Raw genomic sequence first — 13,222 nt, forward strand, 5'->3', positions numbered from 1 at the left:
TTGCGGTATTGAAGATTTTAGCGTTCGGCTATTTCAGCGGCGGCTTCCAGGTAGGACAGTGCGCCACTCGAGGACGGATCATACGTCATGACTGTCTGCTGGTAGCTGGGAGCTTCGGAAATCCGCACGGACCGTGGAACCACAGCCGCGAGCACCTGGTCCGGGAAATGCTGGCGTACCTCTGCGGCCACCTGGGCAGCGAGGTTGGTGCGGCCGTCGTACATCGTCAGGAGGATGGTTGAAACAACGAGTTCCGCGTTGAGGTGCTTCTGGATCATCTCGATGTTCTTGAGGAGCTGGCTCAGGCCCTCCAGCGCGTAGTATTCGCACTGGATGGGGATAAGAACCTCGCTGGCGGCGCAAAAGGCGTTGACCGTCAGCAGGCCCAGGCTGGGCGGGCAGTCAATGAACACGTAGTCCAGGCGTTCTTCACCGTTCTTCTCGCGGGTCTTCGCGTAGACATCGATGGCACGCCGCAACCGCTGTTCGCGGGCAACAAGCGAAACCAGTTCAATCTCGGCACCCGCAAGATGGATGGTGGCCGGGGCACAGATGAGCTTTCCAATGTCCGGGCACGGGGCAACCACATCCGCCAGCGGGACGTCATTGATCAGGACGTCATAGATGCTGTCCACGTCGGCATGGTGCTCAATTCCCAGTGCGGTGGAAGCGTTGCCCTGGGGGTCGATATCAATGACCAGGACGTTCAGTCCGGCAGCCGCCAGGGCCGCGGCAATATTCACGGTGGTGGTGGTCTTGCCCACCCCGCCCTTCTGGTTGGAAACCGTGAAGATGCGGGTCTTGTCAGGACGCGGGAGCTGACGTCCCATCAGGCGCTCACGGCGCTTCGTCTCGTGGGCAAGCTCGCGGGCGATGGGACTTGAATCATCGATGGCGTCAATGACGTTCGAACGACCTGAAGTGGTTGTTTCACGTGAAACCGCACTGCCGGCGGACGCGGCACCAACCGTTTTAGGGTGATTACCACCTCTTCCGGGTGCCATTGCTATACCGGCAAGCCCGGACCCAGCGACAGAACGTGCCGACCCCAAGGACACAAACGGCGGGATCCGTTGTGCGGAGGCTTCACTACTGGTCACTGGGGCACACTCACTCTCGTTCAGCCAATTTTGCTGCCGTTGTCTAGCCTAACTGCTCCGACCCGCTGACAGCCGTCAGCGGGCCCGCATTAGGACTTCTTTTGGGGCTTGTTTACAACGATGCGGACCACCGTGGTGGGTTCCTCAAGGAGGTTGTCGCCCACCGTCAGCACGGAAGTCTCAATACCACCCAACTTGCGGATGGTCTTGGCAGCCTTCTCGATCTCCTCGCCGGCGCTGCGGCCCTTGATGGCCACCACTTCACCGTGGCCACCCAGCAGCGGGATGGTCAGGCCGGCGAGGTTGGTCAACGCCGATACCGCACGGGCTGTCACCACGTCAGCCTCCACCTGCCCCACGGCGAGCTCGGCGCGGGTGCGCATCACCGTGACGTTGTCCAGGCCCAGGTCATCAACCACTTCCTGGAGCCAGATCACGCGGCGCTCCAGGGGTTCAATGAGCGTGAGCTCAAGGTCGGGGCGCGCAATGGCAAGGCACAGGCCGGGCAGTCCGGCGCCGCTTCCGACGTCGGCAACGTGGCTTCCCTGGGCGATCTCGCTTTCGATGACGGCACAATTGAGCACGTGCCGGCTCCACAGCCGGGGAACCTCGCGCGGCCCGATCAGGCCCCGCTCGGTGCCGGACGTTGCGAGATGCTCCACGTAGCGCTTTGCCAGGTCCAGGCGGTCGCCGAAGATCTTCTCAGCAGCGCGAAGCTCTGCTGCCGTGATGTCAACCATGGTTATCGGGTCAGCATTCTCTAGTCTGCGGAAACAACAATGTGGCGTCCGGCGCCTTCGCCCTCGGACTCGCTGACCAGGCCGAGGTCGGCCACGGCGTCGTGCACGATCTTGCGTTCGTAGGCGCTCATCGGTTCCAGGGCGACGGACTTGCCGGTCTCCTTCACGGAAGCCGCTGCGTCTTCGGCGATCTTCTGCAGATGGCCGGTGCGTTCCTGCCGGTAGCCATTGATGTCCAGGACAAGCCGGGAGCGGTTTTCCGTGGCGGACAGGACCGCCAGCCGGGTGAGCTCCTGGAGGGCCTCGAGGACCTCGCCGTCCTCGCCGACAAGGCTCTCCAGCCCCTCGGCTTCCTCGTCGGCAACGATGGAAATGTACGTCCGGCCGTTGCGGACCTCGATGTCAATGTCGCCGTCGATGTCGGCGATGTCCAGCAGTTCCTCAAGGTAGTCGGCAGCCACGTCCCCCTCCTCCTCGAGGCGGCTGACGGCAGAGACCTTGGCGGACGAAGCATCCTGGTTCACGGACTCGTCCTGATCTTCAATCTCTTCAGAAAGGGCGTGTTCGGTGCTCTCGGCTGACATTACTTCTTCTTCCTGTTCTTGCGCTGGGGCTGGACGCGCTGTCCCTTGGTCTCAAGTGCGGCGGCCGCGGCGGCGTCGGTTTCTTCATCCCGCTTGCCGGTGAGGACGGAAAGGGCGGGGAGGCCCTTGGCGGCACGGCGTTCGGCGAGGGCCTTGGCTGCGGGGGATCCCGGCGTCGGCATGCGGCGGATGACGAAGAACTGCTGGCCCATGGTCCACAGGTTGGTGGTGGTCCAGTAGATGAGCACACCGATGGGGAAGTTGATGCCGCCCACACCGAAGACGATGGGCAGGATGTAAAGCATCATCTTCTGCTGCCGCATGAACGGGCTGGCCATGGCCTCTTCGGACATGTTCTTGGCCATGATCTGCTTCTGGGTAATGAACTGCGAGGCCGTCATGGCCAGGATCATCACGATGGAAAGGATCCACACAGCAACCTGGTTGCCGCCACCCCCGCCATGCAGCAGGGAGGCAGACAGCGGAGCACCAAAAATGCTCGACGCGTCGAATTCCACAACCTGCTCATGGCTCATGGCACCAATGCCGGCGCCCTGGTCCTTTGCGGCGGAGATACCGGAGAGCACCTGGAACAGTGCAAAGAAGAACGGCATCTGGATCAGCATGGGCAGGCAGGCCGAGAACGGGTTGGTCCCATGCTTCTTGTACATGGCCATCTGTTCCTGGGCCATGGCCTGGCGGGACAGCTGGTCGGTCTTGCCCTTGTACTTGTCCTGGAGCTTCTTCAGGTCGGGCTGCAGCAGCTGCATGCCGCGCTGGGCCTTGATCTGCTTGACGAATACCGGGATCAGGGCGGCACGGATCACCAGCACGAGTCCGATGATGGACAAAGTCCAGGTCCAGCCGTTCGCAGCAGGCATCCCGATGGCGCTCAAGCCATCGTGGAATCCGATCATGATGATGGAAACCAGCCACTTGAACGGGGCCATGATTGTTCCAAAGAAGTCCATACTTATCCCTATTCGTCAGGCCGCACTGCGGCCTTCTTCATCAGTCCGAGCAACCAGGTACCTGTCCGGATTGTTCAGCACAACAATTGTGGGGGTCTGGCCTGCGGGCCATTCCCTGTGGCCGGCGGGGACGTGGTCCACTCCGCCGGCATTCCATGGATGGCAGTGGCCAAGGCGCCGGACCGCGAGCCAGCTCCCCTTGACGGCGCCATGGACAGTGACCGCTTCAAGGGCGTAGGCCGAGCAGGAAGGGAAGAATCGGCAGACCGGCCCGTACAAGGGAGAAACCACCTTGCGGTAGGCCATCAGCAGAAGAATGAGGACGTTGCGGGGCAGGTTCCAGAGGAACTTGCCGACGGCGGCAGGCACGTTGCGGAAACGGGCGACGACGGCGGTGGCGTTAGACACGCGTTGTCCCCTCCTGTGTTGTACCGGCCGAACCTGTCGCGGCAGCCCGTGGAGGGCGGCCAGCCAGCCGGTTCAGCGTGGATTCCAATGCAGCGTTGTAGTCCGACAGCAGCTGGTCCCAACTGGCGGACGCGGACGCCGGAAGCGCCCGCACCACAATAGCCAGTCCTGTACCGTGCTCTCGCAACGAGGCAGCAGCTGCTTCTCTCAGTCTCCTCTTAACGAGGTTCCTGACCACAGCGTTCCCTACACCCTTGGAAACAATGAACCCGATCCGGCTGGGTTCGTCGGCAGCAATGGCTGCCGCATATAACACTACGTTCCGGCGCCCATTGCGGACACCGGAACGTACGGTTGTTGAAAAATCGGTTGAGGTCCTCAAGCGGTTGCGGGCGGCCAGCACCTTAAACTCGCAAAGGGATGTCTACCGACAAGCCAGTTATCTAGGCCGACAGTTCGGTGCGGCCCTTGCCACGACGGGCTGCCAGGATGGCACGGCCGGCACGGGTACGCATACGAAGGCGGAAGCCGTGCTTCTTGGCTCGACGGCGGTTATTCGGCTGAAAAGTCCGCTTGCTCACGTTAGTTACTCCAGTGGATCAAAGGTGCGCCCACCCGATCAGTATGGGGAAGAACTGGCCGACGCTAAGTTTTGTATATGCACGCTTCCCCCGGCTGTCCGGACGCACTGCGCCTGGAGAGTTCAGATGGGGCCAAAAAGCGGACACAAAGGACTTCACAACGTTAGGGCAATCTGCAGGCCGGAGTCAAACCGGAAGGCGCCTTGGCGGCTGTCCCCAGCTGTGCCTAAGTATCCCCAACAGCCTGTGGATGAAGTGGCTCACAGGGGCGTTCCGGGAACCACAACAGTGTAATTATCCACAGCCGGATAGCCAGCTATCTTCTAGGCTTTTCATCCCCTAGAGTGTCCCAGTAGCCGATTATCCACGGACTGTGCATAACCCTGTGGATTAAGTGGGGCCAGCACCCTGGTTCCGGACTTGGGCTGCAGGCAATGCAGGCAAAGCAAGTTTTGAGGGAACCGATTGATGACAGTAGACGAAGCCAACCACGCCAATACTGTCGGAAGTTCCTGGCGCCGGGTTGTCAGCCTGCTGGAACAGGACCACCGCGTATCACCCCGCCAGAGGGGCTTTGTCATCCTTGCCCAGGCGCAGGGGCTCATCGGTTCCACCCTCCTGGTGGCCGTGCCCAATGAACTCACCCGGGAAGTGCTGCAGACCCAGGTCAAGGACGCCCTGGACGATGCCCTGCACAACGTCTTCTCCGAGGACATCCGCTGCGCCATCGACGTCGACACGGATCTGGTTCCCATCCATGAGGAGCCTGAGCCCGTCGTCGAGCCCGCCTACGCACCTGACCAGCTCATCGAGCAGAAGCCGCAGCCCATGCTGCCCAGCACGTCGCATGAATTCGGCCGGTTGAACCCCAAGTACGTCTTCGACACCTTCGTGATCGGTTCCTCGAACCGCTTTGCCCACGCAGCCGCCGTCGCTGTCGCCGAAGCTCCTGCCAAGGCGTACAACCCGCTCTTCATCTACGGTGACTCCGGACTGGGCAAGACCCACCTCCTGCACGCAATCGGCCACTACGCCCGGCGGCTCTACAGCGGGATCCGTGTCCGCTACGTCAACTCCGAAGAGTTCACCAACGACTTCATCAACTCCATCCGTGACGACGAGGGCGCCAGCTTCAAGACCACGTACCGGAACGTGGACGTGCTGCTCATCGACGACATCCAGTTCCTGGCGGGCAAGGACCGGACGCTGGAGGAGTTCTTCCACACATTCAACTCGCTCCACAACAACAACAAGCAGGTAGTCATCACCTCGGACCAGCCGCCCAAGCTGCTGGCAGGGTTCGAGGACCGCATGAAGTCCCGGTTCGAGTGGGGCCTGCTGACGGACATCCAGCCGCCGGAACTCGAAACCCGTATCGCCATCCTCCGCAAGAAGGCACTGAGCGAGGGATTGTCGGCACCGGATGATGCCCTGGAGTACATCGCTTCCAAGATTTCCAGCAATATCCGCGAGCTTGAAGGTGCCCTGATCCGGGTAACGGCCTTCGCAAGCCTGAACCGCCAGCCCGTGGACGTGGCACTTGCCGAAATGGTCCTGAAGGACCTGATTACCGACGACGGCGCGCAGGAGATCACGTCCGCCCAGATCCTCCAACAGACGGCGGACTACTTCAAGCTCAGCATGGAAGAACTGTGCAGCAAGTCCCGGACCCGGACGCTGGTCACCGCCCGGCAGATCGCCATGTACCTCTGCCGGGAGCTGACTGACATGTCGCTTCCCAAGATCGGGCAGGAACTTGGCGGCCGCGATCATACGACGGTCATCCACGCCGACCGGAAGATCCGCGAACTGATGGCCGAACGCCGTGTGATTTACAACCAGGTGACAGAGCTGACCAACCGGATCAAACAGCAACAGCGCGACTCCTGAATCCACACCGCCCCCGGCACTCCATACCTTATTAACAGGGGCATGTGGATAAGCCTGTGGATAGTTCAGGGGACAAGCGCGGTTAATGGGCTTAAAACCCTTAAGCCGTCTGTGGATCGTTAAAAACCGGCCTTCACGTTGTCCCCATCCACACCCTGTTTAAAACCCAGTTAACGCACAGTCCGTGAACAGGCCTTAACCGCGGAACGGTGGGGCAGGACAGGGTTATCCACAGTTTCCACAGCAGTTATTAACACTACGAATCCCAAAAAATTGAATTCCCTCAAACAACAAGATCGATCCGAACGCCCGCCGAGGGGCCTGCCGGCCCCAAAGCGGGCCGGGCTGTACACCGGGGGATGGGTTAATCGAGGATCTTCCGGCTAAGCTGTCAGCAGCGCTCCCATCCCTGGGTTTCTGCGTGGTTGCGAGCTCGACGAACCATGCACCAGCCAGGGTGCGCCCCACTTCTTCCGGAGTTTCCCTGCGAAATTCCCGGGTTTACCTGGCAGCAGCAATGAAAGGCGGCACCCTTCCGTGAAGTTCAGAGTCGATCGGGACGTCCTGGCAGAAGCCGTCACCTGGACAGCCCGCTCGTTGTCTCCGCGGCCGCCGGTGCCTGTCCTCTCCGGCCTGCTGTTGAAGGCTGAAGCGGGAACGGTCAGCCTCTCCAGCTTCGACTACGAGACCTCGGCACGGCTTGAAATCACGGCGGACATCAGGGATGAAGGAACCATCCTCGTGTCGGGCCGCCTGCTCGCCGACATCTGCCGCAGCCTGCCTTCCGCTCCGGTGGATGTCGAAACGGATGGCAACAAAGTCACGCTCACCTGCCGCCGAAGCAGCTTCCACCTGGCCACCATGCCCGAAGCCGAGTACCCCCCGCTGCCTGCCCTGCCGGCCATCAGTGGAACCGTTCCGGGCGACGCCTTTGCCCAGGCCGTTTCCCAGGTCATCATCGCTGCGAGCAAGGACGACACCCTCCCCATCCTCACCGGCGTGCGGATGGAGATCGAAGACGACCTGATAACGCTTCTGGCAACGGACCGGTACCGGCTCGCCATGCGCGAAGTACCGTGGAAGCCGGTTACCCCGGGCATCTCCACCAGTGCCCTGGTCAAGGCCAAGACCCTCAACGAGGTGGCCAAGACGCTGGGCAACAGCGGTGACATCAACCTGGCCCTGTCCGACGACGACAGCCGGCTTATCGGCTTCGAAAGCGGCGGCCGCACCACAACGTCACTGCTGGTGGACGGTGACTACCCGAAAATCCGTTCGCTGTTCCCGGAGTCCACGCCCATCCACGCCACCGTCCAGACGCAGGAACTGGTGGAGGCCGTCCGGCGCGTCTCGCTCGTGGCCGAACGCAACACCCCGGTCCGGCTTGCTTTCACCTCAGGCCTGCTGAACCTGGACGCCGGCACCGGTGAGGACGCCCAGGCCTCCGAGGAGCTGGAGGCCCAGCTTTCCGGTGACGACATCACGGTTGCCTTCAACCCGCATTACCTGATTGAAGGCCTCAGCGTCATCGAGACCAAGTTCGTCCGTTTCTCCTTCACCACGGCGCCCAAGCCGGCCATGATCACGGCCCAGGCAGACGCCGACGGCGAGGACCAGGATGACTACCGCTACCTGGTGATGCCGGTCCGCCTTCCCAACTAGTCCCCATCGGCTCCCAGCCTTCGCAAGCTCAGCCACGGAACCCTGGCGGCGTGGGCGCACGCAGTTGGGCTACCCATCCCCCACCAGCGCAGAAAAGAGAACCCGCATAATGCACATTGGACTGATTGGCCTTGGCAAAATGGGATTCAACATGCGCGAGCGGCTGCGCAAAAGTGGCGTGGAGGTCACCGGCTATGACCGGAACCCGGACGTCACTGATGCCGCCAGCGTCGATGACCTGATCGCTGCCGTCCCGGTGCCCAGGATTATTTGGGTGATGGTGCCGTCGGGGGCCATCACGGACGCGGTAATCAGCGAACTCAGTGAAAAACTGGAACAGGGCGACCTGGTCATCGACGGCGGGAACTCCCGGTTCACCGAAGACCAGAAACACGGCGAACTGCTTGCCGCCAAGGGGATCCGCTTTGCGGACTGCGGCGTCTCGGGCGGAGTCTGGGGCCTGCAGAACGGCTATGGACTGATGGCCGGCGGTGACGCCGCCGACATCGAACGCGCACTGCCCGTCTTTGACGCCCTGCGCCCCGAGGGCGAACGGGCGGACAGTTTCGTCCACGTGGGCGGCATCGGTGCCGGCCATTACGCCAAGATGGTCCACAACGGAATCGAGTACGGCCTGATGCAGGCATATGCCGAAGGCTACGAACTGCTCGCGGCCAAGGACATCGTCACCGACCTGCCCGGCACCTTCCGGGCATGGCAGAAGGGAACGGTGGTCCGCTCGTGGCTGCTGGACCTCATGGTCAAGGCACTTGACGAGGACCCGGGACTGTCCTCGATCGACGACTACGTAGAGGACTCGGGCGAGGGCCGCTGGACCGTGGAAGAGGCCATTGCCAACGCAGTGCCCGCTCCGGCCATCACCGCCGCGCTGTTCGCCCGGTTCGCATCGCGCGAAGACACCTCTCCTGCCATGAAGATGGTTTCCGCGCTCCGCCACCAGTTTGGCGGCCACGCAACCCGTCCCGCCAAGTAGCACCCACCGGGAACCAGCAGCGTTCCCAGAATTGCCGAAAACCGCGTGTACCTGGAACACCTTTCACTGACCGACTTCCGCAGTTACGCCCAGGTTGACCTTGCCCTGGGCCCGGGCGTCACCGTCCTGGTGGGATACAACGGCATCGGCAAGACCAACCTCATGGAGGCCATCGGCTACCTGGCCACGCTCAGCTCGCACCGGGTGGGTTCCGATGCGCCGCTGCTGCGGTTCGGCACGGAGCGTGCCCTGGTGCGTGCCCGGCTGGTCCGCGGAACCCAGGTCACGGTCCTAGAGCTGGAAATCAATGCCGGCCGCGCCAACCGTGGCCGCATCAACCGCAGCAACCCGGTCCGTGCCCGCGATCTTCTCGGCATCTGCCAGACCGTCCTGTTCGCGCCGGAAGACCTGGCATTGGTCAAGGGCGATCCGTCCAACCGCCGCCGCTTCCTTGATGAGCTGCTGGCCAGCCTTATTCCGCATCATGCCGCCACCCGCAGTGACTACGACCGTGTCCTGAAACAGCGCAATGCCCTGCTGAAATCGGCCCGCGCCGGAAAATTCACCGCAGCGCATGAATCCACCCTCGACGTATGGGACCAGCACATGGCCCGCGCCGGCGCGGAACTGTTGCACGCCCGGCTGGAGCTGGTGGAACGGCTCCGCCCGCACCTGGCCCGCGCCTATGCTGAGCTCACGGACGCCACCAAGCCCGCCGACGCCACCTACCGTTCAACGCTCCAGAACCAAATGGACGACGACGGCGTCCCGGCCGGCGGCGTGCAGCGCGCCGCTGCCGGGGGTACTTCGGACGGGCAGGATGACCTGCGACTTCTCTCGGTGGAACAACTCACGGAACGGTATGTCCAAGCCTTTGCGGAGTCGCGGAAGAAGGAACTGGAACGGGGCATATCGCTGGTTGGGCCGCACCGTGACGAACTGGAGCTGATGCTGGGCCAGGCGCCGGCCAAGGGGTATGCCTCGCATGGGGAAACATGGTCCATGTGCCTGTCGCTCCGGCTGGCCTCGTACTACGTGATGCTGGACGATGCCCGGACCGGAGGCTCGGCGCCCATCCTCATCCTGGACGATGTGTTTGCCGAACTTGATGTCCAGCGGCGGCGTAAACTGGCGGCAATAGTCTCCGGCGCGGAACAGGTCCTGGTGACCGCCGCCGTCGACGCCGATATTCCGGAAGAGCTGTCCGGGCGGCGGGTGAAGGTCATCCCGGGAGGTATCGATGAGCACTGAGCAGGGCGGGGGGCCGCAGCCCGGCCGCGAGCCTGACAACATCGATGCCCCGCAGGCTGCGCTGAACCGGATGCGCGAAGCCGCGGCCGCGCGCGGTGAAGTCCGGCGCAGGGTGGCCCGGCCTGGTTCGCAGAAGGCCAAGGGCGGTATCCGTGACACGCGCGGCTTCAGCCAGTTCCACTCCACGGGCCGCGACCCCCTGGGCCTGGGAAAAGTTGTTGGCCGGCTGGTGGCAGAGCGCGGCTGGACGTCACCGGTGGCCGTCGGTTCCGTCATGGCGGAGTGGGCCACACTGGTGGGGCCGGAAATCTCGGCCCACTGCACTCCCGAAAGCTTTACCGACACCACACTCCACGTGCGGTGTGATTCCACTGCCTGGGCCACGCAGCTGCGGCTTTTGAGCAGCAGCCTCCTCGATAAATTCCGCCGGGAACTGGGCGACGGCGTGGTGACCAGCATCCAGGTACTCGGCCCCTCGGCACCCAGCTGGCGCAAGGGTGGACGCAGCGTCAACGGCCGTGGGCCGCGGGACACGTACGGATAGCCGGCACCCAGCTCTTGAAACTGCGCCCGAGGGCGTGTAGGGCGCTGTAAGGACCGCAGCGTGTATAGGCACCCGGAGGGCGTACCGCGGGGCCGCCCTAGGCGGGACCCAGAGCCTCGGAGGGCCATGTTCACTGGCGGCGAAGGCCCTCCGAATGCAGGGATCTGGACCTGTTCGCGGTAGAATCGATGCAGATAACTGGGCGCGGATGAAACGTTGACACCAGTCCGTTCTCCGCGCGCTATCCGCGTGCGGAGCGTGGAGCACCAACCGTCAGCAAGTCACCGGCGCCATAAGTTTGTGCCTGTTGGCGGGTGGCTTTTCCTTGGGAAAAGAAACCGGCCGGCCATCATCGAGAACAGAGGAGTCGCAGCGCCTGTGGCTAACGACAATACAGATATTCTGGCAGCAGATACAGCAGTCGAGGATGGCCGCACCCCTGATACCCCGGCTGCGCCCAGCACCCAAAGGGAATACGGCGCCAGCGATATCACTGTGCTTGAAGGCCTGGAAGCTGTCCGCAAGCGTCCCGGCATGTACATCGGCTCCACAGGGCCCCGCGGCCTGCACCACCTGGTCTATGAAGTGGTGGACAACTCAGTGGATGAGGCGCTGGCCGGCTACTGCAGCCATATCGAGGTGGTCCTTCAGGCCGACGGCGGCGTGAAGGTGGTGGACGACGGCCGCGGCATTCCCGTGGACATGCACCCCACTGAACATAAGCCCACCGTCGAGGTGGTCATGACCATCCTGCACGCCGGCGGCAAGTTCGGCGGCGGCGGTTATGCCGTCTCCGGTGGCCTGCACGGTGTCGGCATTTCCGTGGTCAACGCCCTCTCCAGCCGCGTGGACACCGAAGTGCGGCGCCAGGGGCACGTATGGCGGATGTCGTTTGCCGACGGCGGCAAGCCCCAGGGCAGCCTGGTGAAGGGCGAGGAGACGGACGCCACCGGCACCACCCAGACCTTCTACCCCGATCCTGCGATCTTTGAATCCACCGAGTTCGATTTCGAGACGCTCCGCGCCCGTTTCCAGCAGATGGCCTTCCTGAACAAGGGCCTGCGTATCACCTTGACGGACGAGCGCACGGCAGCCGACGACTCGGACGGCGACCTGGACCTCGACGACCTCAGCACCGAGGGCGAGGTCAGCGCAGAGCACCGCACAGTGGTGTACCAGTACGACGAAGGCCTGCTGGACTACGTCAAGCACCTGAACTCGGGCAAGAAGGTGGAGGTTGTCCACGAAGACGTCATCGCCTTCGAAACCGAGGATACGGAACGCCGCATCGCCCTGGAAATGGCCATGCAGTGGACCAGCGCGTACTCCGAGAGCGTGCACACCTACGCCAACACCATCAACACCCACGAGGGCGGCACCCACGAAGAAGGTTTCCGCGCTGCCCTGACATCCCTCATCAACCGGTACGCCCGGGAGAAGGGCATCATCAAGGAGAAGGAAGACAACCTCACGGGTGACGACATCCGTGAGGGCCTCACCGCCGTCATCTCCGTCAAACTGGCTGAACCCCAGTTCGAAGGCCAGACCAAAACCAAGCTGGGCAACTCCGAGGTCAAGGGCTTCGTCCAGCGCGTTGTCACCGACGGCCTGGGCGACTGGCTGGAGCGCAACCCAGGCCCCGCCCGCGACGTCATCCGCAAGGCGATCTCCGCCGCCCAGGCAAGGATGGCAGCGCGCAAGGCCCGGGACAACGCCCGGCGCAAGAGCCCGCTGGAGTCCTTTGGCATGCCTGGCAAGCTTTCCGACTGCTCCTCCAAGGATCCGGAAAAGTGCGAGGTCTACATCGTGGAGGGTGACTCCGCCGGTGGTTCCGCCAAGCGCGGCCGCAACCCCGAGACACAGGCCATCCTGCCGCTGCGCGGCAAGATCCTGAACGTGGAACGCGCGCGCCTGGACAAAGCCCTGGGCAACGCGGAGGTCCAGTCCATGATCACCGCCTTCGGAACCGGCATCGGTGAGGACTTCGACCTCGCCAAGCTGCGGTACCACAAGATTGTGCTCATGGCAGATGCCGACGTGGATGGCCAGCACATCACCACCCTGCTGATGACCCTGCTGTTCCGCTACATGCGTCCCCTGATCGAGAACGGCTACGTGTACCTGGCGCAGCCGCCGCTGTACCGGATCAAATGGTCCAACGCGCCGCATGACTACGTCTACAGCGACCGCGAACGCGACGCCAAGCTGGTGGCGGGACAGGCCGCCGGTCGCCGCATCCCCAAGGATAACGGCATCCAGCGCTACAAGGGCCTGGGCGAGATGGACTACACCGAGCTGTGGGACACCACCATGGATCCCGACCACCGCACGCTGCTGCAGGTGACCATGGACGATGCCCTTGCCGCCGACCAGATCTTCTCCGTCCTCATGGGCGAGGACGTGGAATCACGCCGCAACTTCATCCAGCAGAACGCCAAGGACGTCAGGTTCCTGGACATCTAAGGACCCGCTCCAAAGTATTCGGAACCAGACATAT

Annotated in this window: 13 protein-coding genes; 6 read left to right on the top strand and 7 right to left on the bottom strand. The window is 62.9% G+C overall.

Annotated elements, in window-relative coordinates; genetic code table 11:
* Window positions 1-17 precede the first annotated feature (17 nt).
* From ACEN9K_RS01015 to rpmH, 7 genes are all read right to left on the bottom strand, one after another.
* Window positions 18-1,100: a ParA family protein gene (locus tag ACEN9K_RS01015; protein WP_478222627.1), complete on the bottom strand. Its 1,083-nt coding sequence runs from the start codon at window positions 1,098-1,100 to the stop codon at window positions 18-20.
* Window positions 1,101-1,189: 89 nt separating this feature from the next.
* The gene (rsmG, locus tag ACEN9K_RS01020) at window positions 1,190-1,840 is read right to left on the bottom strand and encodes a 16S rRNA (guanine(527)-N(7))-methyltransferase RsmG (protein ID WP_056392334.1); all 651 of its coding nucleotides are present in this window, start codon (window positions 1,838-1,840) and stop codon (window positions 1,190-1,192) included.
* A 20-nt stretch (window positions 1,841-1,860) separates the two neighbouring features.
* Complete coding sequence (locus ACEN9K_RS01025) at window positions 1,861-2,424, bottom strand: Jag family protein (protein WP_495635050.1); 564 nt, start codon at window positions 2,422-2,424, stop codon at window positions 1,861-1,863.
* Window positions 2,424-3,395, bottom strand: a complete 972-nt coding sequence (gene yidC / locus ACEN9K_RS01030) for a membrane protein insertase YidC (RefSeq protein ID WP_018769874.1) — start codon at window positions 3,393-3,395, stop codon at window positions 2,424-2,426. The genes ACEN9K_RS01025 and yidC overlap by 1 nt, the downstream gene beginning before the upstream one ends.
* A gap of 15 nt (window positions 3,396-3,410) precedes the next feature.
* On the bottom strand, window positions 3,411-3,803 hold the full coding sequence (gene yidD, locus ACEN9K_RS01035) for a membrane protein insertion efficiency factor YidD (protein WP_018769875.1): 393 nt from the start codon (window positions 3,801-3,803) through the stop codon (window positions 3,411-3,413).
* The gene (gene rnpA, locus ACEN9K_RS01040; protein WP_081620205.1) at window positions 3,796-4,206 is read right to left on the bottom strand and encodes a ribonuclease P protein component; all 411 of its coding nucleotides are present in this window, start codon (window positions 4,204-4,206) and stop codon (window positions 3,796-3,798) included. The genes yidD and rnpA overlap by 8 nt, the downstream gene beginning before the upstream one ends.
* Before the next feature lie 40 nt (window positions 4,207-4,246).
* Complete coding sequence (gene rpmH, locus ACEN9K_RS01045) at window positions 4,247-4,384, bottom strand: 50S ribosomal protein L34 (RefSeq protein WP_003800212.1); 138 nt, start codon at window positions 4,382-4,384, stop codon at window positions 4,247-4,249.
* A gap of 468 nt (window positions 4,385-4,852) precedes the next feature.
* Between rpmH and dnaA the strand changes: the two genes are divergently transcribed.
* The 6 genes from dnaA (at window position 4,853) to gyrB (ending at window position 13,188) form a co-directional block, all read left to right on the top strand.
* Window positions 4,853-6,274, top strand: a complete 1,422-nt coding sequence (gene dnaA / locus ACEN9K_RS01050) for a chromosomal replication initiator protein DnaA (protein WP_018769876.1) — start codon at window positions 4,853-4,855, stop codon at window positions 6,272-6,274.
* 537 nt (window positions 6,275-6,811) lie between these two features.
* Window positions 6,812-7,936, top strand: a complete 1,125-nt coding sequence (gene dnaN / locus ACEN9K_RS01055) for a DNA polymerase III subunit beta (RefSeq protein WP_018769877.1) — start codon at window positions 6,812-6,814, stop codon at window positions 7,934-7,936.
* A 109-nt stretch (window positions 7,937-8,045) separates the two neighbouring features.
* Entirely contained in the window at window positions 8,046-8,930 is an 885-nt protein-coding gene (gene gnd / locus ACEN9K_RS01060) for a phosphogluconate dehydrogenase (NAD(+)-dependent, decarboxylating) (protein ID WP_488315375.1), read from the top strand.
* Window positions 8,931-8,975: 45 nt separating this feature from the next.
* Window positions 8,976-10,181: a DNA replication/repair protein RecF gene (gene recF / locus ACEN9K_RS01065; RefSeq protein ID WP_478222625.1), complete on the top strand. Its 1,206-nt coding sequence runs from the start codon at window positions 8,976-8,978 to the stop codon at window positions 10,179-10,181.
* Window positions 10,171-10,725, top strand: a complete 555-nt coding sequence (locus ACEN9K_RS01070) for a DciA family protein (protein ID WP_018769880.1) — start codon at window positions 10,171-10,173, stop codon at window positions 10,723-10,725. The genes recF and ACEN9K_RS01070 overlap by 11 nt, the downstream gene beginning before the upstream one ends.
* Window positions 10,726-11,103: 378 nt before the next feature.
* Window positions 11,104-13,188 carry a DNA topoisomerase (ATP-hydrolyzing) subunit B gene (gene gyrB / locus ACEN9K_RS01075; RefSeq protein ID WP_026265861.1) on the top strand — a complete coding sequence of 695 codons (2,085 nt, stop codon included), beginning with the start codon at window positions 11,104-11,106 and terminating at the stop codon, window positions 13,186-13,188.
* Window positions 13,189-13,222: the final 34 nt, after the last annotated feature.

The organism is Pseudarthrobacter sp. Pseusp20, from assembly GCF_059492155.1.

What these genes read in the sequence shown, in the direction of transcription:
- dnaA (WP_018769876.1), top strand. Translation starts at nt 4,853, where the DNA reads ATGACAGTAGACGAAGCCAACCACGCCAATACTGTCGGAAGTTCCTGG.
- ACEN9K_RS01025 (WP_495635050.1), bottom strand. Translation starts at nt 2,424, where the DNA reads ATGTCAGCCGAGAGCACCGAACACGCCCTTTCTGAAGAGATTGAAGAT.
- rsmG (WP_056392334.1), bottom strand. Translation starts at nt 1,840, where the DNA reads ATGGTTGACATCACGGCAGCAGAGCTTCGCGCTGCTGAGAAGATCTTC.
- ACEN9K_RS01070 (WP_018769880.1), top strand. Translation starts at nt 10,171, where the DNA reads ATGAGCACTGAGCAGGGCGGGGGGCCGCAGCCCGGCCGCGAGCCTGAC.
- gnd (WP_488315375.1), top strand. Translation starts at nt 8,046, where the DNA reads ATGCACATTGGACTGATTGGCCTTGGCAAAATGGGATTCAACATGCGC.
- yidC (WP_018769874.1), bottom strand. Translation starts at nt 3,395, where the DNA reads ATGGACTTCTTTGGAACAATCATGGCCCCGTTCAAGTGGCTGGTTTCC.